We start from the raw sequence: 24,775 nt of genomic DNA on the forward strand, positions 1-24,775 counted from the left end.
GTTCGCTCACAGAGCCTGTACAGAGCCTGTACAGAGCGCTTACAGAACGCTGAGAAGTGTCAGCTCTCGTCGGCGGAGGCGGTGACCGAGGACAGCGTCTGCTCCGCCGCCGCGGTCTTCTTGGCCGCCGTCTTCTTGGTGGCGGCCTTCTTCGCCGTGACCTTCTTGGCGGCCGTCTTCTTGGCCGCCGCGGTCTTCTTGGTGGCGGCCTTCTTGGCCGTCGCCTTCTTCGCCGTCTTACGGGCCGTCTTCTTGGCCGGAGCGGCTTCCTCGGCGGCCGGCTCCTCAGCAGCGGTCTCCGTCGCCGTCTCCGTCGCCGGGACCACCACGACGGCCGTCTCCTCGGACGCGGTCGGCGCGGTGGCCTTGCGCACGGCACGGCGCCGCGGACGGGCCGGGGCGGCGCTCTCGGCGGGCGCCTCGGGCTGCTCAGCCGGGGCCTCCGCCGGAGCGGGGGCCTCCGCCGCGACCGGCGCGGCCTCGGTGACCGTCACGACGGCCGCCTCGGCACCCGCGGGCGAACCCGCCGGCGCGGACACCTTCCGGGTCGCACGACGACGCGTACGTCCCTTGGGCGCGGCGTCCTCGACGACCGGGTCCTCGACGGCGACCGGCTCGGCCTGCGCCTGCGCGGCCGACTCGACCCGCACGGGACGCTCTACCTCTTCCTGGACGGTCACGTCCTGAGCGGTGGGAGCGGTGGGAGCGGTGGGAGCCTCGGCCTGCTCGGCGGCCTCCGCCCGCTCGGCACGCTCAGCCCGCTCGGCGCGCTCCCGCCGGGGCGCACCGGCCGGGGCCGAAGCCCGCCGGCTCGCCCGCCGCCGGGAACGGCCACGGCCCACCGCGGCCTCCGCCTCGGCGACGCTGCTGTACAGCTCCTCGTCGGGCTCGAAGACGGGCTCGGCCAGCGCGACCGGCTCGGCGACCTCGGCGGCCACCTCCGCCTCGGTCTCCGCCTCCTCCACCTCGGCGCTCTCGAGGGCCTCGGCGGTCTCGGCGGCCACCGCGGCCTCGTGGACGTGCTCGATGCCGCCCCGCCCGCGCTTCTTGCGCTTGCCGCCGCCACCGGCGGAGGTCGGCTGCTCCATGTGCACGATGACACCGCGGCCGTTGCAGTGGACGCAGGTCTCGGAGAAGGACTCAAGCAGCCCCTGTCCGACCCGCTTACGGGTCATCTGCACGAGCCCCAGCGAGGTGACCTCGGCGACCTGGTGCTTGGTCCGGTCCCGGCCCAGGCACTCAAGCAGACGCCGCAGCACCAGATCCCGGTTGGACTCCAGCACCATGTCGATGAAGTCGATGACGATGATGCCGCCGAGGTCGCGCAGCCGCAGCTGACGCACGATCTCCTCGGCCGCCTCCAGGTTGTTCCTGGTGACCGTCTCCTCCAGGTTGCCGCCCTGACCGGTGAACTTGCCGGTGTTGACGTCGACGACGACCATCGCCTCGGTCCGGTCGATCACCAGCGAACCACCGCTCGGCAGCCAGACCTTGCGGTCCAGCGCCTTCGACAGCTGCTCGTCGATCCGGTACGTGGCGAAGACGTCGACCTCGGAGGTCCACTTCGACAGCCGGTCGGCGAGGTCCGGCGCGACGTGCGAGACGTATCCGTGGATGGTCTCCCACGCCTCGTCACCGCTGACGACGACCTTGGTGAAGTCCTCGTTGAAGATGTCCCGGACGACCCGGACGGTCATGTCCGGCTCGCCGTACAGCAGCGTCGGGGCGTTGCCGTTCTTGGCCTTCTTCTGGATGTCCTCCCACTGCGCCTGGAGTCGCTCGACATCACGGCGCAGCTCGTCCTCGGAAGCACCCTCCGCGGCGGTACGGACGATGACGCCCGCGTCCTCGGGGACGATCTTCTTGAGGATGGTCTTCAGCCGGGCCCGCTCGGTGTCGGGCAGCTTGCGGCTGATGCCGGTCATCGAGCCCTCGGGCACGTACACGAGGTAGCGGCCGGGGAGGGAGACCTGGCTGGTGAGGCGGGCGCCCTTGTGCCCGATCGGGTCCTTGGTGACCTGCACGAGCACGGACTGCCCGGACTTGAGGGCGGACTCGATGCGCCGCGGCCCGTTGGCCATGCCCAGCGCCTCGAAGTTGACCTCACCGGCGTACAGGACGGCGTTGCGCCCCTTGCCGATGTCGATGAAGGCGGCCTCCATCGAGGGCAGCACGTTCTGGACCTTGCCCAGGTAGACGTTGCCCACGTACGAGGTCGACTGCTCCTTGTTGACGTAGTGCTCGACGAGCACGTTGTCCTCAAGGACGCCGATCTGGGTGCGCTCACCGCTCTGCCGGACGACCATCACACGCTCGACGGCCTCACGGCGGGCGAGGAACTCGGCCTCGGTGATGATCGGAACACGGCGACGGCCCTGCTCACGGCCTTCCCGGCGCCGCTGCTTCTTCGCTTCGAGACGCGTGGAGCCCTTGATGGACTGCACCTCGTCGGACGGCTCGGCCTTCGGGCGGGGCTCACGGACCTTGACGACCGTGCGCTCCGGGTCACCGTCACCGGGCTCGGTGTCGACGGAGGAGTCACCGGCGCGACGACGACGGCGCCGGCGGCGACGGCTGCTGGAGGACGAGGAACCACCCTCGTCGGAGTCCTCCTCGGCATCCTCCTCACCCTGCTCGGCAGTGTCCGCGGCGTCCTGATCGGCCCGCTCGTCCTGCTCGGCGGCGAGCTCGTCGCTCTCCTCGCCGTCCGCCTCGGCGGACTCACCGCGACGACGGCGACGGCCACCACGCCGACGACGGCGGCGCGAGCCGCCCTCCTCGGTGTCCTCGGCCTCGACGGAGTCCTCGGCGCCCTCCTCGGCGTCCTCGGTCTCCTCCTCGGCCACGGCCTCGACGACCTGGGCCTCGACGGGCTCCTCGGCACCCCGGCGGCGACGCCGACGACGCGGCGCCTGCTCCTCCTGGAACGCCTCGGGCTCCTCCGGCTCCTCGGGCTCCGCCTCGGCGGCAGCAGCCTCGGCGGCGGCCCGCTGGGGCGTCTGGAACTGCGGCTCGGTGAACACGGGCGCCTGGAACACGGCCACGGCGGGTCGCGCGGGCCGGCGCGAGCCCTCGTCCTCGGCGTCCTCCTCGGCGGCGGCCCGCGCGGCGGGCTCGGAGAACCCGGTGGCGGCGCGCCGCACGGAACGACGCCGCGCACGCCGCGGACCAGCGTCCTCGGCGGGAGCCTCTTCGGCTTCGGCGGCCTTCGGCTCCGCTTCCACGACGGTCTCGGTCGGTTCGTTCTCCTCGGCAGCACTCACCGGGGCCTCCACGCTCTCGGGCGCCCCGCTGGGCGCGGACACCCGACGCGTGGCACGACGGCGGACCCGGCGCGGGGCCTCTTCCTCGGCAACAGCCTCTTCGACGACGGTCGGCTCAGGCTCGGCCACCGCCTGAGCGGCGGTGTCCTGACCGGCCTCGGCAGCGGGGGCACCGGCGGGCGCGGAGGCACGCCGGGTGGCACGACGCCGGGTACGGGCGGCGGGCGCGGCCTCAGGAGCCTCAGCGGTCTCGGCGACCTCAGGGGTCTCGGCGGTCTCCGTCACCTCGGCGGCAGCCGCCGGTACGACGGTCTCGGCGGCCTCAGTGGCAGCGGGAGCGCCGACGGGCGCGGACGCACGCCGGGTGGCACGACGCCGCGTACGAGCAGCGGGGGCGGCCTCGGGCTCGGGAGCCTCAGCGGCCTGGGCGACCTCAGGGGCCTCGGCGGTCTCCGTCACCTCGGCCGCAGCCGTCTCGGCGACGACCTCGGCGGCAGCGGGGGCACCGGCGGGCGCGGACGCACGCCGGGTGGCACGACGCCGCGTACGACCGGCGGGCGCGGCCTCAGGCGCCTCGACGACCTCTTCGGCTTCGGCGACCGTCGGCTCTTCGAGCGGCTCTTCGACGAGGTCCTCGGCCGGTATGGCCGGCGTCACCTCGTCCGGCGTCTCGGTCGCGGCGGCGACCGGCGAACCCGCCGGCCGGGATGCGGCACGGCGCCGCCGGCGAGGCGGCAGGGTGTCGCTGGGTGTGTTGAGTTCGGAACCCTCGGTGGGTTCGGTCGGCTCGAGCATGCGGGCGTTTCTCCCGTCAGGCTCCCGGGCGCCGCGCCTGGTCCGGCGATGCCGGTGACGTCCGCGGCTCGCGCGATGCGCGGTGCCGCCGTCCGGGGCGCGGGCGCCGCACGGGAGCTCTCTGTGTCCTGTCTCGCCGGTTCCGTACACCCTGTTGGGTACGGCCTGGCGAAAGTCTTCTGGTCGGTGCGCTGCCCGACCCAGGTGGCTCCCGAGTACGAGGGCGGCGCTACGACGTCCGTCCTTTCGCGGGACCTTCCCTACGCCGGCGCCTTCGCGGCGGCAGCGGCCGTGGGGGCCTCAGCTGCCTCGCGGTCGGGCGCGAGCGGGTCGGTCACCGTGCCGGTCTCTTCATCGAACAGCCCCTGCGCCAGCCTGGTCACCGCTGCGGGGACCGGCGGCGCCAGGTCGGCCACGGCGCGGAGACCGGACAGGACGTCGTCGGGTCGAACGGCAGGCGTCACGTGCCGAACAACCAGCCGCAGTATCGCACAGGCCTGGTCGGTCGGCCTATCAGCCTGTGGACTGTGCGTATCGAGTTGTACGACCGCGGAGCGGGCGTCAAAGGTCCGGATGCCGTTCTTGGTCTTCCGCTGGACCTCGACGACGTCGGCGGCATTGAAGGCGGCGACGGCCGTCTCGGCCTCCTCCACCCCCACTCCGTCGAGTCGCAGCTCCCAGACGGAAGCCGTGAGCCGGTCGGCGAGCCCGGAGGTCCGGGCCTCGACCGCGTCGACGATGTCGAGCCCGGCGGGCATCGACTCGTCGAGCAGCATCCTCAGCTTCTCGGGATCACGCGCCGCGGTGAGCGCGATCTCCAGGTACTCCGCCTCACTGCCCGTGCCGGTGGGTGCGGCATTGGCGTACGACACCTTCGGATGCGGCGTGAACCCCGCCGAGTACGCCATCGGCACCTCGGCACGGCGCAGCGCACGCTCGAAGGCGCGCTGGAAGTCACGGTGGCTGGTGAACCGGAGGCGGCCGCGCTTGGTGTAGCGCAGTCGGATGCGCTGCACCGCGGGTGCGGGCGGCGGGCCTTCGGGCTGTCGCTTGCCCAGTGTCGTTCAGTCCTTCGTGAGTGCGGTCGTACTGCTACCAAGAGTACGTGTCTCACGGCCCGACGGTTCCCGCCGGTCCACGGCAACCCTCTCCCGGGGCTCCCCGAACACCATCCGCCGGAAGTCGGCCCGCGCCTGCCGCACGGACTCCCGCGCCGAGGCGAGCGCCTGCCGTGCGGCCCGCCCCACCCCCCGCGCGACCTCGGCGACGGGCCGCAGCACAAGATCCCGTACAACGTGTCCCACCGGCGTGAACAGGGACCGATACACCCAGCGCACCGGCTCCACGAAGATCCACCGGAAGAGCGCCCCGAGGAACCGCCCCACGGCCAGCGAGACATGCCCGGCGATCCGCCAGGCATACCCGAGCGCGTCCCACACCTCCCGCCCGACGACGGCGAGCACCCGCCCGACGGGAACGAGCACCCACCGCCACAGCCCAAGGGCGGGCAGCACGAACAGCACGCGCGCGACCCAGTAGAGACAGAGCCCGATCCCCCGCACCACCCAGAGGAGCCCACGCCCGAGGGGCGCGAGAACCCACTCGTACACCCACACCACAGGCACGACGACACCCCACCGCAGCAGCCACATCACCCCATGCCCGATGGGCGTGAGCACGCGCGCGTAGACCCAGACGAGCGCATGCCCGACAGGAGTCAGCAGATACCGATACACCCACACCGCAGGCAAGACAACGAGGTACTTCCCCAGCCACCCCACCCCCTTGCCGAACGGCACCACCACATACCGCCACAGCCCCACAAACGGCCACACGAACACCGCCCGCCCGACCCACACCAGAGCCCGCCCGAGCGGCCGCAACAAGGTGTCGTTCAAAAACCGCCCCACCACGACGAGCGCGTCCCACACCACCCGCACAGGCACCACAAGCACCAGCACAACAATCCGCACAGGCACACGAATCGCCACAGCGAGACACCCCTCAGGGCTCCCCTGCGACGACCGCACCGCCGACGGCTTCTCCAGGTCCATACCGACGTAGACGCCCCCACCACGACCATCGGATCCCGCCCCCGGATATCGACTTGGCGTCTCTTCGGTTCCGGCGCGGCAGGACACGACAGAGTCCCCGCCCCGGAACTCCGGAACGGGGACTCATCGACTCAACTCACCTCAGTGCACGTGCCCGCCGGCCCCCGCGGGCTGCTTCACCGTCAGCGGCAGCAGCTTCTTGCCCGTCGGGCCGACCTGAATTTCGGTCTGCATGGCCGGGCACACGCCACAGTCAAAGCAAGGCGTCCACCGGCAGTCGTCGACCTCCGTCTCGTCGAGGGCGTCCTGCCAGTCCTCCCAGAGCCAGTCCTTGTCGAGGCCGGAGTCCAGGTGGTCCCAGGGAAGGACCTCCTCGTAGGAGCGCTCGCGGGTGGTGTACCAGTCGACGTCGACGCCGAAGTCGGCGAGGGCCTTGTCGGCGCAGCTCATCCAGCGGTCGTAGGAGAAGTGCTCGCGCCAGCCGTCGAAGCGGCCGCCGTCCTCGTAGACGGCGCGGATGACCGCGCCCACCCGCCGGTCGCCCCTCGACAGCAGGCCTTCGACGATGCCCGGCTTGCCGTCGTGGTAGCGGAAGCCGATCGAGCGGCCGTACTTCTTGTCGCCGCGGATCTTGTCGCGGAGCTTCTCCAGGCGGGCGTCCGTCTCCTCGGCGGAGAGCTGCGGGGCCCACTGGAAGGGGGTGTGGGGCTTCGGGACGAAGCCGCCGATGGAGACCGTGCAGCGGATGTCGTTCTGGCCGGAGACCTTGCGGCCCTCGGCGATCACGTTCATCGCCATGTCGGCGATCTGGAGGACGTCCTCGTCGGTCTCGGTGGGCAGGCCGCACATGAAGTACAGCTTCACCTGGCGCCAGCCGTTGCCGTACGCGGTCGAGACGGTGCGGATCAGGTCCTCCTCCGACACCATCTTGTTGATGACCTTGCGCATGCGCTCCGAGCCGCCCTCCGGCGCGAAGGTCAGACCCGACCTGCGGCCGTTGCGGGTCAGCTCGTTCGCCAGGTCCACGTTGAAGGCGTCCACGCGGGTGGAGGGGAGGGACAGGCCGATCTTGTCCTCCTCGTACCGGTCCGCGAGGCCCTTCGCGATGTCGCCGATCTCCGTGTGGTCCGCGGACGACAGGGACAGGAGGCCTACCTCCTCGAAGCCCGTCGCCTTCAGGCCCTTCTCGACCATCTCGCCGATGCCCGTGATCGAGCGCTCGCGCACCGGGCGGGTGATCATGCCGGCCTGGCAGAAGCGGCAGCCGCGCGTGCAGCCGCGGAAGATCTCCACGGACATGCGCTCATGGACCGTCTCGGCGAGCGGGACGAGGGGCTGCTTGGGGTACGGCCACTCGTCCAGGTCCATGACCGTGTGCTTGGACACACGCCACGGGACGCCCGACTTGTTGGGGACCACGCGGCCGATCCGGCCGTCCGGCAGGTACTCCACGTCGTAGAACGCCGGGATGTACACCGAGCCGGTCTTCGCGAGGCGGAAGAGGACCTCCTCGCGGCCGCCGGGCCGGCCCTCAGCCTTCCAGTCACGGATGATCTTCGTCATGTCGAGGACGGCCTGCTCGCCGTCGCCGATGATCGCCGCGTCGATGAAGTCAGCGATCGGCTCGGGGTTGAAGGCCGCGTGGCCGCCCGCCAGGACGATCGGGTCGTCCAGGCCGCGGTCCTTCGACTCCAGCGGGATGCCCGCCAGGTCCAGGGCGGTGAGCATGTTCGTGTAGCCCAGCTCCGTCGAGAACGACAGGCCGAAGACATCGAAGGCCTTCACCGGGCGGTGGCTGTCCACCGTGAACTGCGGGACGCCGTGCTCCCGCATCAGCGCCTCCAGGTCCGGCCACACGCTGTACGTGCGCTCGGCGAGGACGCCCTCCTGCTCGTTGAGGACCTCGTAGAGGATCATGACGCCCTGGTTGGGCAGCCCGACCTCGTAGGCGTCGGGGTACATCAGCGCCCAGCGGACGTCGGAGGACTCCCACGGCTTGACCGTGGAGTTGAGCTCTCCGCCGACGTACTGGATCGGCTTCTGCACATGCGGGAGCAGAGCTTCGAGCTGCGGGAACACGGACTCGGCGACCGCAGCGACTTCGGCAGGCATCTCGCGAACCTTCGGGTGGGCTGGACAGACAGGGGTGACCATCTAGCGTAACGCGATCGCGGACCACCCCCGTCCCGCCGATCACACCCCCATCGACTTCTTGATCGACGGCCAGGTCACCGGCAGATCCAGCTCGACCAGCTCGGCCCGCCGCTCCTCACGCCCGTACAGCACCCCGTACGTGAACGTGCTCTCCCCCGCCGCATGCGCCTGACCTGCGAGTTCCCGAAGCGCCTCGCGGGTCATCACGCTGTCCTGGTGATCGCCGAGCAGACCTTGCAGCGTCTTCATGGACCGGACGAGATCGATCGCGGGCTCCCCCAGCGCCTTGGACGCCGCCTCCGCCGCGTACCGCGTCCGCTTGCACTTCTTGCGCGCCTCGTGGATCGCGAGGTCCCGGTCGGACCCCGGCGACAGCTCCACCGCCTGCTCCGCCAGCTCCGTCAGTTTCCCGAAGTCCTTCCGTACGGCCTTGGGGATCACCTTCGACGGCCTCCCACCGGCCGCCTTCAACAACGGCGGCTCGGCCACCAGGGCGTCCAGAGCGGCCAGCAGCTCCAGGTACCGCCTTCCGTCCAGTACGGCGATGAGGCGGCGGCGCGATCCGCCGCTCCGGGCGTGCGACCAGGTGCGCAGCCGGGTGCGCACGGGGCCCGCGAGGAGGGGGCGCGGCAGCTCGTCGAGGGCGGCGGTCAGACGTTCCGTCAGGACCTCCTGGTCGCGGTCCACGCCCAGCTCGCCCGCGAGCCACTTCAGTTCCTCGCCGATCGGGTCGGTGACGGCACGGTCCAGGAGCTTCCCGTACGACTTGAAGGCGCTGCGCATCCGCCGGGTGGCGACCCGCATGCGGTGCACGGAGTCGTACACGTCCCGCCGGACGGCCGGGTCGAGTTCGACGATCGCGTCCCGCTGGGCGCGGAGATAGGCGAGGACGTGTTCCCCCGCGGTCTCCGGCGCCCTTCCGCGCGGCTTGCGCCGGTCTTTCAGGCCGCCCGTCTCCGCCAGCGCCCACTCCAGTTTCGACGCCGACAGGGACGGCCGTACGCCCGCCTTGCGCAACCGTTTCTCCACCTTGTCCAGGAAGACGGGGTCGCCCCCGTCGGCGAGTTCGACCTCGATCTCGGTCCACTGGACGGTGCCGGCGGTGCCCCCGGCGAGCCGTTCGGCGTGCACGGCGTCGACGCTGGCCTCGGCGAGGAGGGCGCCCTCGGCGTCGACGAGGTGGCGTACGTCCCGGTCGGAGCGCAGCCGGACCACGGGGACCAGCTCGGCGTCACGGACGCGTGAGCGCACGAGGCCGGCCAGGACGCGCGGGACGGTGTCGGAGAGGGGCGCCTGGATCTCGTCCCGCACCCCGGGCGCGACGGGGAACTTCAGATGCCAGCCGGCGTCGGAGCCGCCGGTGCGGCGGCGCAGGGTGATCGAGGCCCTGGCCAGGCGCTCGTCGGGGGTGTCGTAGTAGGTGGCGTCCAGGTGTGCGACACCTTTGTCGATGACAGCCGCGACCCCGGCGACGCCGGTCAGGTCGGGCAACCCGCTCTCGTCGGACCTGTACTTCCGCTCGATCTCGCGCTTTGTGTCCGCCATGAACTGAATCTAGACGCAGTCGGGGCGGGACGGCAGAGGGCACCGACCGTGAATCCTGGGCAAACCCCCGGAGATCAGGAGGTGAGCAGCGCCCGCATCTCCTCGCTGTCCGGGAACGGCGCGTCCTTCGCCGTCCGGGAGAGGAGATGGATGTGGGCGTCCTCGAACTGGTGGTACGACATCGGCTCGGGCCCCTGCCCGACGATCACGACGTTGTGCTCAAGGCGCCAGCTCACATACCGGGTCTCGTACTTGGGCTGCCGGATGTCGTGGTCCGGCAGGCCGAGCCGGTCGGTGAAGCGCTGGACGACACCGGCGTGGTGCGCGTCGAACTCCGGCCGCCAGGCGCCCTCCTGGCTGGTCCAGCCGGGGACGGCACCCCAGATGTCCTCGTCGAGCAGGCCTCCGTCGACCGAGTAGAGGTAGGCGAAGGGCAGATAGAGCGTGCCGTCGCCGTCGGCGGTGACGAAGTGGCCCTGCGGTGTCACATGGGTGGCCTCGGGGACATCGGGCGTCTCCTCGTACGCCGGCCCCCGCACCGCCTCCGACCAGTCCGGCCAGCCGGCCTCGCGCATCCCCGCCTCGACGGCGTCCGCGTCGGTCAGGTCCAGCTCGGCCAAGGCAAGGATCCGGCTCACCAGTTCCTCGCCGACCGGGCACACGGCGACATACTCGTCCGACATTCCACCCCCCCTGTGGTGACGCTAGGCCGACATCGGCCGCTGCACTCTGATCGACTGCAACAGCCCGACCGCCACCCACACGGCGAACATCGACGACCCTCCGTACGACACGAACGGCAGCGGCAGACCGGTGACGGGCATGATCCCGAGGGTCATGCCGATGTTCTCGAAGGCCTGGAAGGCGAACCAGGCCACGATCCCGGCGGCCACGATCGTGCCGTACAGCTCGGTCGTCTCACGGGCGATCCGGCAGGCCCGCCACAGCACGACCCCGAGCAGCACGATGATCAGGCCCGCGCCGACGAAGCCCAGCTCCTCCCCCGCCACCGTGAAGACGAAGTCGGTCTGCTGTTCCGGCACGAATTGGCCGGTGGTCTGCGAGCCGTGGAACAGGCCCGCGCCGGTCAGTCCGCCCGAACCGATCGCGATCCGGGCCTGGTTGGTGTTGTAGCCGACGCCGGCCGGGTCGAGGCTCGGGTTGGCGAAGGCGGCGAAGCGGGCGATCTGGTAGTCGTCCAGGACGCCGAGCTGCCAGACCGCGATCGCGCCCATCGCCCCCGCGCCGAGCAGGCCGAACACCCAGCGGTTGGAGGCGCCGGAGGCGAGCAGCACCCCCAGCACGATGATGACCATGACCATGACCGACCCGAGGTCGGGCATCAGCATGACGACCAGCATCGGCACGGCGGCCAGACCCAGCGCCTGGAGCACGGTCCGGTGGTCCGGGTACGGCTTGTCGCCGGCGTCCACCCTCGCCGCGAGCAGCATCGCCATGCCCAGGATGATCGTGATCTTCACGAACTCCGAGGGCTGGAGGGAGAAGCCGCCGCCGAGCACGATCCAGGAGTGCGCGCCGTTGACGGTGGAGCCGAGCGGGGTGAGCACCATCAGGATCAGGAACACCGAGGCGCCGTAGAGGATCGGCACGGCGGTGCGCAGCGCGCGGTGGCCGATCCAGACGACGCCGATCATCAGGGCGAACCCGATGCCGGTGTTCATGAGGTGGCGGAGCAGGAAGTAGTACTGGTCGCCCTGGTTGATCTCGGTGCGGTTGCGGGTGGCCGAGAAGACCAGCAGCGAGCCGAGCCCCGACAGGGCGAGGGCCGCGAACAGTATCGGCCAGTCCAGTCGGCGGGCGAGCGAGTCGCGGGCGAACAGCCGTGTCCAGCCCGCCCGTTCGGGCCCGTAGCCGGAGACGGAGAAGCTGTTGCCGGTCATGTGCACATCCTCCGGCTTCCCCTTCGGCGCCGCCGCCTGCGGGTGTTGCGGTTGCCTGTCGCCGGCTTCTCGACGGTGGCCGCCAGCTGGGTCTCGTCCGGCTCGGGGGCGCCTTCCTGGCTGACCCGCTGCTCCTTGGCCGGGTCCTTGCCGACCTTCGGGGACTTGATGGTGCCGTCCGTCCGGACCTTCGGCAGGCTCTTCTGCGGAGTGGGCAGCAGGGCGTTCTTCTTGTCGATCGTGCCGTCGTCGGAGACGCCGTACAGCGCGTCGTAGATGTTGCGCACGGCCGGACCCGAGGCGCCGGAGCCCGTACCACCCTGGGAGATCGTCATGACGACCGCGTAGTCCTTGGTGTACGTGGCGAACCAGGACGTCGTCTGCTTGCCGTAGACCTCCGCCGTACCCGTCTTGGCGTGCATCGGGATCTTGTCCTGCGGCCAGCCGACGTCGGCGAACCGCCAGGCGGCGGTACCGCGGGTGGCGACGCCCGCGAGGGCCTCGTCCATCTCGGCCAGCGTCTTCTTGCTTATGGGCAGCTTGCCGTGCGACTTGGGCTCGATCTCGTCGACGCTCTGGCCGTCGGCGCTGACGATGGCCTTGCCGACGGAGGGGTTGTAGAGGGTGCCGCCGTTGGAGATCGCCGCGTAGATGGTGGCCATCTGGATGGGGGTGACGAGGGTGTCGCCCTGTCCGATGGAGTAGTTGACGGAGTCACCGGCGCGCATCAGGTTGCCTTCGAGGCAGTTCTCGTAGGCGATCTGCTCGGCGTAGGTGCCGCCCTTCTTGCCGTACTTGCACCAGGCGTCCTTGTTGGCCTTCCAGTACGCCTGCTTCCACTGGCGGTCGGGGATGCGGCCGGTGACCTCGTTGGGCAGGTCGATGCCGGTGGTGGCGCCGAGGCCGAACTGGTGGGCGGTCTTGTAGAACCAGTTGTTGGCGTCCTTCTTCGGCTTGAGGCCGCCGTCCTTCTTCCACTCCTCGTGGGAGAGGCGGTAGAAGACGGTGTCGCAGGAGACCTCCAGGGCGCGGCCGAGGCTGATCGGGCCGTATCCCTTGGACTCGAAGTTCTTGAAGACCTGGCCGCCGATCGAGTACGAGCTGGAACACTCGTAGGGGCCGTCGAAGGAGTACCCGGCGTTCACGGCGGCCGCGGTCGGGACCACCTTGAAGATGGAGCCGGGCGCCGACTGGCCCTGAATGGCGCGGTTGAGCAGCGGGTAGTTGGACTCCTTGCCCGTCAGCTTCTTGTAGTCCTTGGCCGAGATGCCGCCGACCCAGGTGTTGGGGTCGTAGGTCGGGTTGGAGGCCATGGCGACGATGCGGCCGGTCTTGGCCTCCATGACGACGACGGCGCCGGAGTCGGCCTTGTAGTTCTCGCCGGTGTTGTCGTCGAACTGCTTGCGGGCTTCCTTCATCGCCTCGTTCAGTTCGTACTCGGCGACGCGCTGGACGCGGGAGTCGATGCTGGTGACGAGGTTGGAGCCGGGCTGGGCCTCGTCGGCCTCGGCCTGGCCGATGACGCGGCCGAGGTTGTCGACCTCGTAGCGGGTGACGCCTGCCTTGCCGCGCAGTTCCTTGTCGTACTCGCGCTCAAGCCCTGAACGGCCGACCTGGTCGGAGCGCAGATAGGGCGAGTCGGTGTCCTGGGCCTTGGTGATCTCCTCGTCGGTGACCGGGGAGAGATAGCCGAGGACCTGGGCGGTGTTGGCCTTGCCGGGGCTCGGGTAGCGGCGCACGGCCTCGGGCTCGGCGGTGATGCCGGGGAAGTCCTCGGCGCGCTCGCGGATCTGGAGGGCCTGCTTGGCGGTGGCCTCGTCGGTGATGGGGATCGGCTGGTAGGGCGAGCCGTTCCAGCAGGGCTGGGGCGTCTCGGCGTCGCACAGCCGGACCTTCTGCATGACCTCCTCGGGCTTCATGCCGAGGACCTTGGCCAGCTTGGTCAGGACGGCCTTGCCGTCGTCCTTCATCTTCAGCAGGTCGGTGCGGGAGGCGGAGACCACGAGCCGTGTCTCGTTGTCCGCGATCGGCACGCCCCGCGCGTCCAGGATCGAGCCGCGCACCGCGGGTTCGACGACCTGCTGGACGTGGTTGCCCGACGCCTCCTTGGCGTACTCGTCGCCCTCGCGGATCTGGAGGTACCACAGGCGCCCGCCGAGGGTGCCGAGGAGGGACAGGACGAGGATCTGGATCACGATGAGCCTGATCTGGACCCGTGGAGTCCGACCGGTCTCGGGGATGTTGGTCACTGCGGCTGCCGCCCCCTCTCAGTGCGCCGTGCGATGTGCGCGTACGAATGATGAACGGCTGACCTGTGAGGCGACGTTCCGGCCCGGCAAACACGTTCGAGTGAACTCGCGCGCCCCGACAGCACCTTGACCCGGCCTCACAGCCACGTGCCCCGCCCTCACAGCCGCTTGACCCCCTTGATGCGACCGACGCGCGCGGTCCGGGTCCGTGCCTTGGTCTTCAGGGAGCCGAGTCCGCCCCGCTGGCCGCCGATCTTCAGCCCGGTCCCGGACGACAGCCATCCGGAGGAGATGTCGGTGGCCTTCTTGGCGGAGGTGTTGGTCTCCGCGAGGGGGTCGTTCTCGGCGCGGCGGGCGAGCGCCATGATGCCGGGGACGACGAAGGGCGCGAGCAGCAGGTCGTACAGCGCGGCCGTGAACAGCAGGCTGCCGAGGCCGACATGGCGGGCGGCGGTGTCGCCGACGAGGGCGCCGACACCGGCGTACAGCAGGGTCGTGCCGACGGCTGCGGCGACCACGACGAGCATCGGGCCGGTGGCGGACTTGAGTCTGCCGTTCTCGGGTTTGGCGAGCCCGGCGAGGTAGCCGATGACGCACAGGACCAGCGCGTAGCGGCCGGCGGCGTGGTCGGCGGGCGGGGCGAGGTCGGCGAGGAGTCCGGCGCCGAAGCCGACGAGGGCGCCGCCGACATGGCCGTACACCATGGCGAGGCCCAGGACGGTCAGCAGCAGGATGTCGGGGACGGCGCCCGGCAGATGAAGCCGGGACAGGACGCTGACCTGGAGGACCAGGGCGACGACGACGAGGGAGGTGGAGAGCAGGATCCGGTTGACGCGCAAGGGGAATCAGCTCCTACTGCTCTTGCTCGATCTGGCCGTCGACAGGGGCGTTCGCGGACGGGGTGACCGTGACGGTCACCGTCGGCGTGGGGGTCGGCTTCGGCTTGGCGGGGAGCACCGTGTCGCGCGGGTCCTTCTTCGGGGCCTCGACGACGACGCCGACGATGTCGAGCTTGGTGAAGCTGACGTACGGCGTGACGTAGAGGGTGCGGGTGAGGTCGCCGCCGGAGGGGTCGACGCGGGAGACCACGCCGACCGGGACGCCCGGCACGAAGGGCTTGTCGGCCTGCGAGCCGAAGGTGACGAGGCGGTCGCCCTTCTTGACGTCGGCCTTGCCGTTGAGGAGTTCGACGCGCAGCGGGCGGTCGCCCTGCCCGGAGGCGAAGCCGAGCTCGTCGCTGGCCTCCATGCGGGTGCCGACGGTGAAGTCGGGGTCGTTGGCGAGGAGTACGGTCGCGGTGTTCGGGCCGACCGTCGTGACGCGGCCGACGAGTCCGTCGCCGTTGAGGACGGTCATGTCGCGCTGGATGCCGTCGTTGGAGCCGACGTCGATGGTGATGGTCCAGGAGAAGCCCTGGGCCGCTCCTATGGCGATGACCTCGGCGCCCTTGATGCCGTACTGGCCCTCGCCCGCGACCTTCAGCATGGAGTTCAGCTGCTTGAGGCGGCTGGCGTTGCGGTCGTCGCTGCCGAGCTTCGCCTTGAGGGCCGCGTTCTCCTTCTCCAGGGCGGCGAGCCGGTCGTGCCGCTCACCCGAGTCACGGATCGCGGAGACCGCGTTGCCGACCGGGTTCACCGCCGCCGAGACGCCGTCCTCGATCGGGCCGAAGACCGTGGCCGCGACCTGACGGGCACCGTCGACCGGTGAGTCCTCCCCGCCGCGGATGTCCACCGTGATCAGTGCGAACGCGATGGCGATCAGCAGCACCAGGAGCAGCCGGCTCTCTCGTGTGTCCCTCACGTGCGGCGGCCGTGCCTTCCTCAATAGGAATGTGCAGTGTTCAGGAATGTGCGGGTGTTCAGATGCGAAGCGCGCGGAAGCTGTATGCGCGAGCTTATGCCTCTATATCAACGATCCGCCGCACGAGAGGAGATCATCTCGTACGGCGGAATCGAAGAGTTACGTCATCTGCGCGGCTGGGCGTCCAGCACCTGCTGGAGCGCCTCGAACTCCTCCACGCACTTGCCGGAGCCGAGCGCCACGCTGTCCAGCGGGTCCTCGGCGATGTGGATCGGCATGCCGGTCTCACGCCGCAGCCGCTCGTCGAGGCCACGCAGCAGGGCGCCGCCGCCGGTCAGAACGATTCCGCGGTCCATGATGTCGCCGGACAGCTCGGGCGGGCACTTGTCGAGGGTCGTCTTGACCGCGTCCACGATCGCGTTGACGGGTTCCTCGATCGCCTTGCGGACTTCGGCGGCCGAGATGACGACGGTCTTGGGCAGCCCGGAGACGAGGTCCCGGCCGCGGATTTCGGTGTGCTCGTCAGCGTCGAGGTCGTACGCCGAACCGATCGTGATCTTGATCTGCTCGGCCGTCCGCTCACCGAGGAGGAGGGAGTACTCCTTCTTGATGTGCTGGATGATCGCGTTGTCCAGTTCGTCGCCCGCGACGCGGATGGACTGGGCGGTGACGATGCCGCCGAGCGAGATGACCGCGACCTCCGTCGTGCCGCCGCCGATGTCCACCACCATGTTGCCCGTGGCCTCGTGGACCGGCAGGCCGGAGCCGATGGCGGCCGCCATGGGCTCCTCGATGATGTGCACCTGGCGGGCGCCGGCCTGGGACGACGCCTCGATGACGGCGCGGCGCTCGACGCCGGTGATGCCCGAGGGCACACAGACGACGACCCGCGGACGAGCCAGATACCGCCGCTTGTGGATCTTCAGGATGAAGTAGCGCAGCATCCGCTCGGTGATCTCGAAGTCGGCGATCACGCCGTCCTTCAGCGGACGTACGGCAACGATGTTGCCGGGGGTCCGCCCGATCATCTTCTTCGCTTCGGCGCCGACCGCGAGGATGCCACCGGTGTTGGTGTTGATCGCGACGACGGACGGCTCGTTGAGTACGATCCCGCGACCCCTGACGTACACCAGCGTGTTGGCGGTCCCGAGGTCGACAGCCATGTCACGGCCGATGAACGACATTGAGTTCCCCATCAGGATTCGTCTGGCCTTCCTGGGAGCTTGAGGGCTTTTCAGGTCGGCGAAGTGGGTGCGGTGACGTGAAGGGTTCCATCGTAGTGGCGCCCGCACGGACACTGCGTAAGGGTCTCCGCCATTGTCAGCAGATGCTGACTGCGTTCGCTCCTGGAGAGGGGCGTTCGGGGGTGCTGGTTCCCTCGATCGCCACGCATATGCCAAGAAAGTCCGGGACCGGGGCCCCGGACTTTCACCGGCGGCACACGGGTTACGCGCGCCCCGGGAAGAAGATCTTCACCTCGCGTTCGGCGGACTCCTCGGAGTCGCTCGCGTGAATCAGGTTCTCGCGGACGATCACGCCGTAGTCACCGCGGATCGAACCGGGGGCGGCGGCGATCGGGTCGGTCGGACCGGCCAGCGCGCGCACACCCTCGATGACCCGCTCGCCCTCGACGATCAGCGCCACGACCGGGCCGGAGGCCATGAACTCCACCAGCGGCTCGTAGAAGGGCTTGCCCTTGTGCTCGCCGTAGTGCTGCTCCAGCGTCTCCTGGTCCAGGGTGCGCAGCTCCAGCGCGGTGATCTGCCAGCCGGCCTTGCGCTCGATCCGGCCGATGATCTCGCCGGTCAGGCCGCGACGGACGGCGTCGGGCTTGAGGAGGACGAGGGTGCGCTGCGTCACGAGGAGGCTCCTTAGTCGAGCGTGTCAAGCTTGGTGCGGGAAGACCGAGGTTACAGGGCGTGTCCGTGCGCTGGTCACGCAGCGTCAGGTGTAGTGGAACCCGACGGGGAGGCCGCCTGCGCGGCGAATCTCGCCTTCGCCTCGTCGATCTTCCGCCCGTAGTGCACCGAGGCCCACCACAGCGCCGCGAAGATCGCCCCCATGAAGAACATCGTCGGTACGACGAACCCGGACGCGATGAGCAGGATCTGGAGGGCCCAGCCCATGGCGACGCCGCCGGGCCGGGTGACCAGGCCGCACAGCACCACGCACAGGAACATCGCGATCCCGCTGACCGTCCACACCGTCGACATGGACAGATCGGGGTCCTTCATGGCGACCAGTCCGGCGAAGCCGATGATGAAGAACTCGCCGATCAGGGTCGAAGCACAGAGCGTACGCACGGGTCAGCCCCTCCCCAGGAGCAGTCGGGCCTCGCCGACGGTGATGACGGAGCCGGTCACGAGCACCCCGCCGCCCGCGAACTCGCCCTCCTCCTCGGAGAGCGTGATCGCGGCCTCCAGGGCGTCCGGCAGCCGCGGCTCGACCTGCACCCGCTCCTCCCCGAACACCTCGACGGCGATCGCGGCCAGCTCGTCGGCGTCCATCGCCCGATGACTGGAGTTCTGGGTGACGACGACCTCGGCGAAGATCGGCTCGAAGGCCTCCAGCAGCCCCCGTACGTTCTTGTCCCCGCTCGCCCCCACGACCCCGATGAGCCGGCTGAAGTCGAAGGCCTCACCGATCGCGTCGGCGGTCGCACGGGCGCCCGCCGGGTTGTGCGCGGCGTCGAGCACAACGGTAGGGGACGTCCGGACGACTTCGAGCCTGCCCGGCGACGAGACGGCCGCGAACGCCTTACGGACGGTGTCGATGTCGAGCGGCTCGGGCCGCTGCGAGCCGACGCCGAAGAAGGCCTCGACGGCGGCGAGCGCCACGGCCGCGTTGTGCGCCTGGTAGGCGCCGTGCAACGGGAGATAGACCTCGTGGTACTCCCCTCCGAGCCCGCGGAGGGTGAGCAGCTGTCCGCCGACGGCGACCTGACGCGCCACGACCCCGAACTCCAGCCCCTCGCGGGCCACGGTCGCGTCCACCTCGACGGCCTTCTTCAGCAGCACCTGCGCGGCGTCGACCGGCTGCTGGGCCAGGATGACGGTCGCGTCCTGCTTGACGATGCCCGCCTTCTCGGTGGCGATCTCGCCGGGCGTCTCACCGAGCCGGTCGGTGTGGTCGAGATCGATGGGCGTGACGACGGCGACGTCACCGTCGATGACATTGGTGGCGTCCCACGTGCCGCCCATCCCGACCTCGACGACGGCGACGTCCACGGGCGCGTCCGCGAAGGCCGCGTACGCCATGCCCGTCAGCACCTCGAAGAAGGACAGCCGGTACTCCTGCTGCGCGTCGACCATCTCGACGTACGGCTTGATGTCCTCGTACGTCTCGATGAACCGCTCGGCGGAGATCGGCGCCCCGTCGAGGCTGATGCGCTCGGTGACGGACTGGACATGGGGGCTGGTGTACCGGCCGGTGCGCAGCTCGAAGGCGCCGAGGAGGGCCTCGATCATGCGGGCGGTGGAGGTCTTGCCGTTCGTCCCCGTGATGTGGATCGAGGGGTACGACCTCTGCGGCTCGCCCAGGACGTCCATCAGCGCGGCGATCCGGGTGACGGACGGCTCCAGCTTGGTCTCGCCCCAGCGGCCGGCGAGTTCCGCCTCGACCTGGCGCAGGGCCTTGTCGACCTCGGGGTCCTCAGGGCGCGTCGGGACGTCTGCGGTCGGGGCGCCACCCTGGGTACGCAGGGTGCGGCTGCCGGCCTCTATGACCGCGAGGTCCGGGTCCCGGTCGGTCTCGGCCGCGATGATCTCGTCGAAGGGGTCGTCGCTCTCACTCACGGGGTCAGTCTACGGAGGGGGACTGACAGGGTGCCTACGGAGTGGGGTGGCTGATGCCGTCAGGCGGGCGCGGGGAACGTTGTGGCTGGTCGCGCAGTTCCCCGCGCCCCTTCAGGGCGCCTACTGCTGAGGCAATCTGTCCAGCTGGGCCTGGATCCTCGTGATGTCCTCGTCCGCCTTTGCCAGGCGGCCTCGGATCTTGTCGACCACGTTGTCCGGGGCCTTCGCGAGGAACGCCTCGTTGCCGAGCTTGGCGTTGGCCTGGGCCTTCTCCTTCTCCGCCGCCGCCAGGTCCTTCGCGAGGCGCTTGCGCTCCGCCGCGACGTCGATGGTGCCGGAGAGGTCGAGGGCGACCTCGGCGCCGGAGACCGGGAGGGTCGCCGTGGCCGTGAAGGACTCGCCCTCGGGCTGGAGACGGAGGAGCTGGCGGATGGCGGCCTCGTGGGGGGCCAGTGCCGTGCCGTCCAGGGTCAGCCGCGCGGGCACCCGCTGGCCGGGCTGGAGGCCCTGGTCGGCGCGGAAGCGGCGGACCTCGGTGATGACCGACTGGAGGGTCTCGATCTCGCGCTCGGCCGCGTCGTCGCGGAAGCCGCTGTCCTTGGGCCAGTCCGCGATGACGACCGACTCGCCGCCCGTGAGGGTGGTCCAGAGGGTCTCCGTGACGAACGGGACGATCGGGTGCAGCAGCTTGAGGGTGACGTCGAGGACCTCGCCCAGGACCCGGCCGGAGACCTTCGCGCCCTCGCCGCCCGCCATGAACGTCGTCTTGGAGAGCTCGACGTACCAGTCGAAGACCTCGTCCCAGGCGAAGTGGTACAGGCCGTCGGCGAGCTTGGCGAACTGGAAGTCGTCGTAGTACGCGTCGACTTCGGCGATCGTCTTGTTGAGGCGGGAGAGGATCCAGCGGTCCGTCGAGGACATCTCGGACGGGTCCGGCAGCGGGCCCTCGACCGTCGCGCCGTTCATCAGCGCGAAGCGGGTGGCGTTCCAGATCTTGTTGGCGAAGTTCCGGGAGGCCTGGACCCAGTCCTCGCCGATCGGGACGTCGGTGCCGGGGTTGGCGCCCTTGGCGAGGGTGAAACGGACGGCGTCGGAGCCGTACTTGTCCATCCAGTCGAGCGGGTCGACGACGTTGCCGAAGGACTTCGACATCTTCTTGCCGCGCTCGTCGCGGACGAGGCCGGTCAGGGCGATGGTCTTGAAGGGGACCTCGCCGTCCATCGCGTAGAGGCCGAACATCATCATCCGGGCGACCCAGAAGAAGATGATGTCGTGGCCGGTCAGCAGGACGTCGGTCGGGTAGAACTTCCGCAGGTCCTCGGTCTGTTCGGGCCAGCCGAGCGTGGAGAACGGCCACAGGCCGGAGGAGAACCAGGTGTCGAGGACGTCGGTGTCCTGACGCCAGCCCTCACCGGTCGGCGGCTCCTCGTCGGGGCCGACGCAGACGACCTCGCCGTCGGGGCCGTACCAGACGGGGATGCGGTGGCCCCACCACAGCTGGCGCGAGATACACCAGTCGTGCATGTTGTCGACCCAGTCGAAGTAGCGCTTCGACATGTCGGCGGGGTGGATCGCGACCCGGCCGTCGCGGACCGCGTCACCGGCGGCCTTCGCCAGCGGGCCGACCTTGACCCACCACTGCATGGACAGCCGCGGCTCGACGGTCGTCTTGCAGCGCGAGCAGTGGCCGACGGAGTGGACGTACGGGCGCTTCTCGGCGACGATCCGGCCCTGCGAGCGCAGCGCGGCGACGATCGCGGAGCGCGCCTCGAAGCGGTCCAGGCCCTGGAAGGGACCGTGGACCGTGATGACGGCCCGCTCGTCCATGACCGTGATCGACTCCAGGCCGTGGCGCTGGCCGATCGCGAAGTCGTTGGGGTCGTGGGCCGGGGTGACCTTGACGGCACCCGTGCCGAACTCGGGGTCGACGTGGGTGTCGGCGACGACGGGGATGGTCCGGTCGGTCAGCGGCAGCTTGATCCGCTTGCCGACGAGGTGCTTGTACCGCTCGTCGTCGGGGTGAACGGCGACGGCGGTGTCACCGAGCATGGTCTCCGCGCGCGTGGTCGCGACGACGAGCGTCTCGTCGCCCTCGCCGTACTTGATGGAGACGAGCTCGCCGTCGTCCTCCTGGTACTCGACCTCGATGTCGGAGATCGCGGTCAGACACCGGGGACACCAGTTGATGATGCGCTCGGCGCGGTAGATCAGCTCGTCTTCGTACAGCTTCTTGAAGATGGTGAGGACGGCCTTCGACAGGCCCTCGTCCATCGTGAAGCGCTCACGGTCCCAGTCGACGCCGTCGCCGAGGCGGCGCATCTGGCCGAGGATCTTGCCGCCGTACTCTTCCTTCCACTGCCAGACGCGCTCGACGAACTCCTCGCGCCCCAGGTCGTGGCGGGACTTGCCCTCCTCGGCGAGCTGCTGCTCGACCTTGTTCTGGGTCGCGATACCGGCGTGGTCCATACCCGGCAGCCACAGCGACTCGTACCCCTGCATGCGCTTACGACGGGTCAGCGCGTCCATGAGGGTGTGCTGGAAGGCGTGCCCCAGGTGGAGGCTTCCGGTGACGTTCGGCGGCGGGATGACGATGGTGTACGCGGGCTTGTCGCTCTTCGCGTCGGCGGCGAAGTAACCCCGTTCTACCCAGCGCTCGTACAGCGTCCCCTCTACCTCGGCCGGCGCGTACTGGGTCGGCAGTTCGGTGTTGGGCGCTGGTGGCTGCTGCTGAGCGTTCTCGGTCACGGGGTCAGTTTAGGGGTGTCCCGGGCGTGTCCCGAAACGGCTTTGTTCTGTAACGGTGAGGCCCCCCGATGCAATGCGCCGCCTGTGCCTGCGCCAGGATGTTCGGAACACATAAGCATCTGGAGGGGAACCCAGTAATGAGCTACAACCAGCCGGGCCCGTACGGCGGGCAGCCCCAGCAGCCCGGTCCGTACGGTCAGCCGGGCCCGTACGGCCAGCAGCCGCCGCAGGCCCCCCAGCCCGGCTACGGCTACCCCCAGCAGCCGGCCCCGCCCCAGCCGGGGTACGGCTACCCGCAGCAGGCCCCGCAGGGCGTGCCGCCGCAGACCCAGCCGTACGGCCAGCCGCCTTACGGCCAGCAGCCGCCCTACGGCCAGGACCCGTACGGCGTGCCGCAGCCGCCGGCGCCGGGCGGCGGCAAGAAGAAGACGGCGATCATCCTCGGCGCGGTGGCTGTCGTGGCCGCGATCGCGGTGGGTGCGTACCTTGTGATCGGCGGAAGTGGCGGCGGGTCGGACATCGCGGACGACGGCACGTACAAGCTGACGGCACCGGCGACGGTCATCGACGACACCTACAAGAAGGGTGACAAAGCCGAGTCCGACACGCTCACCGAGAGCGACATCAAGGACGCGGAGTCGTGGGGCGTCAAGGACCCGAAGGACGTCAGCGCGGAGTACTCCGCGGGGTCGGAATCCGCGCCGAAGGAGCTGATGTTCGCGGGCGTCTACGGCAGCATCGAGGACCCGGAGAAGGTCGTCGACGCGATGTTCGCCAACATGAAGAAGGAAGCCGAGAAGGACAAGGACTCCGGCCAGAAGCTCGTGGGCTCCCCCACGGAACAGAAGCCCTCCGGCTTCGAGAACGGCGTCATGAAGTGCCAGGAGATCGAGTCCACCGAATCCGGCATGACCGTGAAGATGCCCTTCTGCGTCTGGGGTGACCACAGCACGGTCGCCTACGTGCTCTCGTACGACGTGGCCGAGCTGATCACGGGCAAGAGCAAGACCGTGGCGGAGGCCGCCGAGCTGACCGCCAAGCTCCGCAACGACGTCCGCGTCAAGGCCTGACATTCCCGAACTGCGAAGGGGCCCCGGTCGGTTGACCGGGGCCCCTTCGTCTGGCTTGGGTGCGGCGGGGGTTACGCCGTCTTCTGCTCGCCCGGGCCCCGGCCGTTCCGCGCGTCACGCGGGATCAGGGTCGGGTTGACGTTGGAGTGGACGACGTCTGCCGTGATGACGACGCGGGCCACGTCCTTGCGGGACGGGATCTCGTACATGACGCCCTGGAGGACTTCCTCCATGATGGCGCGGAGGCCTCGGGCGCCGGTCTGGCGGAGGATGGCCTGGTCGGCGATGGCCTCCAGGGCCTCGCGCTCGAAGTCCAGCTCCACGCCGTCGAGTTCGAAGAGGCGCTGGTACTGCTTCACCAGGGCGTTGCGGGGCTCGACCAGGATCTGGAGGAGGGCCTCGCGGTCCAGGTTGTGGACCGAGGTGATCACCGGGAGGCGGCCGATGAACTCCGGGATCATGCCGAACTTGACCAGGTCCTCGGGCATGACGTCCTCGAACTGGTCCTTGGCCTCCAGCTCGCGCTTCGAGCGGATCGTCGCGCCGAAGCCGATGCCCTTCGCACCAGCCCGCGATTCGATGAGCTTCTCCAGGCCCGCGAAGGCGCCGCCCACGATGAACAGGACGTTCGTGGTGTCGATCTGGATGAACTCCTGGTGGGGGTGCTTGCGGCCGCCCTGCGGGGGGACCGAGGCCGTCGTGCCCTCCAGGATCTTCAGCAGCGCCTGCTGGACGCCCTCGCCGCTCACATCCCTTGTGATCGAGGGGTTTTCACTCTTGCGCGCGACCTTGTCGATCTCATCGATGTAGATGATGCCCGTCTCGGCCTTCTTGACGTCGTAGTCCGCCGCCTGGATGAGCTTCAGCAGGATGTTCTCGACGTCCTCGCCTACGTAACCCGCCTCCGTCAGCGCCGTCGCGTCCGCGATCGCGAACGGGACGTTCAGCATGCGGGCGAGGGTCTGGGCGAGGAGGGTCTTGCCGGAGCCCGTGGGGCCCAGCAGCAGGATGTTGGACTTCGCCAACTCGATCGCGTCGTCACGGCCGTTGGCGCCGCCGTTCTCGCCGGCCTGGACGCGCTTGTAGTGGTTGTAGACCGCGACGGAGAGGGCCTTCTTCGCCGCCTCCTGGCCCACCACATAGCCCTCGAGGAACTCGTAGATCTCGCGGGGCTTGGGGAGTTCCTCCCAGCGCACCTCGCTCGTCTCGGCGAGTTCTTCCTCGATGATCTCGTTGCAGAGATCGATGCACTCGTCGCAGATGTACACACCAGGCCCTGCGATGAGCTTCTTGACCTGCTTCTGGCTCTTGCCGCAGAACGAGCACTTGAGCAGATCGCCGCCGTCACCGATGCGTGCCACGGTGTGCTTCCCCTTCGCCTGGGAGACGCCTGGACGCTTTCGAA

General features: G+C 69.7%; 17 protein-coding genes. 1 reads left to right on the forward strand and 16 read right to left on the reverse strand.

What is annotated here, in order from left to right:
- Positions 1 to 59: 59 nt before the first annotated feature.
- The 15 genes from ABZ928_RS44865 to ABZ928_RS44935 form a co-directional block, all read right to left on the reverse strand.
- Positions 60 to 4,058, reverse strand: a complete 3,999-nt coding sequence (locus tag ABZ928_RS44865) for an Rne/Rng family ribonuclease (RefSeq protein WP_361532900.1) — start codon at positions 4,056 to 4,058, stop codon at positions 60 to 62.
- Positions 4,059 to 4,318: 260 nt separating this feature from the next.
- The gene (locus ABZ928_RS44870) at positions 4,319 to 5,074 is read right to left on the reverse strand and encodes a TIGR03936 family radical SAM-associated protein (protein ID WP_361532903.1); all 756 of its coding nucleotides are present in this window, start codon (positions 5,072 to 5,074) and stop codon (positions 4,319 to 4,321) included.
- A 48-nt stretch (positions 5,075 to 5,122) separates the two neighbouring features.
- Complete coding sequence (locus ABZ928_RS44875; protein ID WP_361532906.1) at positions 5,123 to 6,112, reverse strand: hypothetical protein; 990 nt, start codon at positions 6,110 to 6,112, stop codon at positions 5,123 to 5,125.
- Between the two features lie 141 nt (positions 6,113 to 6,253).
- Positions 6,254 to 8,224 carry a TIGR03960 family B12-binding radical SAM protein gene (locus ABZ928_RS44880; protein ID WP_361532909.1) on the reverse strand — a complete coding sequence of 657 codons (1,971 nt, stop codon included), beginning with the start codon at positions 8,222 to 8,224 and terminating at the stop codon, positions 6,254 to 6,256.
- Between the two features lie 81 nt (positions 8,225 to 8,305).
- A complete protein-coding gene (locus ABZ928_RS44885; protein ID WP_361532912.1) occupies positions 8,306 to 9,811 on the reverse strand; it encodes a CYTH and CHAD domain-containing protein in 1,506 nt (501 codons plus the stop codon).
- Positions 9,812 to 9,885: 74 nt separating this feature from the next.
- Positions 9,886 to 10,494, reverse strand: a complete 609-nt coding sequence (locus ABZ928_RS44890) for a hypothetical protein (RefSeq protein WP_361532915.1) — start codon at positions 10,492 to 10,494, stop codon at positions 9,886 to 9,888.
- A gap of 21 nt (positions 10,495 to 10,515) precedes the next feature.
- Positions 10,516 to 11,712 (reverse strand): rod shape-determining protein RodA, encoded by a 1,197-nt coding sequence (rodA, locus tag ABZ928_RS44895; protein ID WP_361532918.1) that lies wholly within the window; start codon positions 11,710 to 11,712, stop codon positions 10,516 to 10,518.
- Positions 11,709 to 13,961 (reverse strand): penicillin-binding protein 2, encoded by a 2,253-nt coding sequence (mrdA, locus tag ABZ928_RS44900; protein ID WP_361532921.1) that lies wholly within the window; start codon positions 13,959 to 13,961, stop codon positions 11,709 to 11,711. The genes rodA and mrdA overlap by 4 nt, the downstream gene beginning before the upstream one ends.
- 158 nt (positions 13,962 to 14,119) lie before the next feature.
- Positions 14,120 to 14,800 (reverse strand): rod shape-determining protein MreD, encoded by a 681-nt coding sequence (mreD, locus tag ABZ928_RS44905; protein ID WP_361532924.1) that lies wholly within the window; start codon positions 14,798 to 14,800, stop codon positions 14,120 to 14,122.
- A 13-nt stretch (positions 14,801 to 14,813) separates the two neighbouring features.
- Positions 14,814 to 15,761: a rod shape-determining protein MreC gene (gene mreC, locus ABZ928_RS44910; RefSeq protein ID WP_361532927.1), complete on the reverse strand. Its 948-nt coding sequence runs from the start codon at positions 15,759 to 15,761 to the stop codon at positions 14,814 to 14,816.
- A 164-nt stretch (positions 15,762 to 15,925) separates the two neighbouring features.
- Entirely contained in the window at positions 15,926 to 16,945 is a 1,020-nt protein-coding gene (locus tag ABZ928_RS44915) for a rod shape-determining protein (protein ID WP_004931372.1), read from the reverse strand.
- A 262-nt stretch (positions 16,946 to 17,207) separates the two neighbouring features.
- On the reverse strand, positions 17,208 to 17,621 hold the full coding sequence (gene ndk / locus ABZ928_RS44920; protein WP_361532931.1) for a nucleoside-diphosphate kinase: 414 nt from the start codon (positions 17,619 to 17,621) through the stop codon (positions 17,208 to 17,210).
- Between the two features lie 74 nt (positions 17,622 to 17,695).
- Complete coding sequence (locus ABZ928_RS44925; RefSeq protein WP_361532934.1) at positions 17,696 to 18,064, reverse strand: DUF4233 domain-containing protein; 369 nt, start codon at positions 18,062 to 18,064, stop codon at positions 17,696 to 17,698.
- Positions 18,065 to 18,067: 3 nt separating this feature from the next.
- A complete protein-coding gene (locus tag ABZ928_RS44930) occupies positions 18,068 to 19,555 on the reverse strand; it encodes a folylpolyglutamate synthase/dihydrofolate synthase family protein (RefSeq protein ID WP_361532937.1) in 1,488 nt (495 codons plus the stop codon).
- 120 nt (positions 19,556 to 19,675) lie between these two features.
- A complete protein-coding gene (locus ABZ928_RS44935) occupies positions 19,676 to 22,300 on the reverse strand; it encodes a valine--tRNA ligase (RefSeq protein ID WP_361532940.1) in 2,625 nt (874 codons plus the stop codon).
- Between the two features lie 137 nt (positions 22,301 to 22,437).
- Here ABZ928_RS44935 and ABZ928_RS44940 point away from each other — a divergent pair, with 137 nt between their 5' ends.
- The gene (locus ABZ928_RS44940; RefSeq protein WP_361532943.1) at positions 22,438 to 23,370 is read left to right on the forward strand and encodes a hypothetical protein; all 933 of its coding nucleotides are present in this window, start codon (positions 22,438 to 22,440) and stop codon (positions 23,368 to 23,370) included.
- Between the two features lie 71 nt (positions 23,371 to 23,441).
- Here ABZ928_RS44940 and clpX read toward each other — a convergent pair whose 3' ends face one another.
- On the reverse strand, positions 23,442 to 24,731 hold the full coding sequence (gene clpX, locus ABZ928_RS44945; protein WP_361532946.1) for an ATP-dependent Clp protease ATP-binding subunit ClpX: 1,290 nt from the start codon (positions 24,729 to 24,731) through the stop codon (positions 23,442 to 23,444).
- Positions 24,732 to 24,775: the final 44 nt, after the last annotated feature.

This window comes from Streptomyces sp. NPDC046909, from assembly GCF_040644695.1.
Lineage (GTDB): Bacteria > Actinomycetota > Actinomycetes > Streptomycetales > Streptomycetaceae > Streptomyces.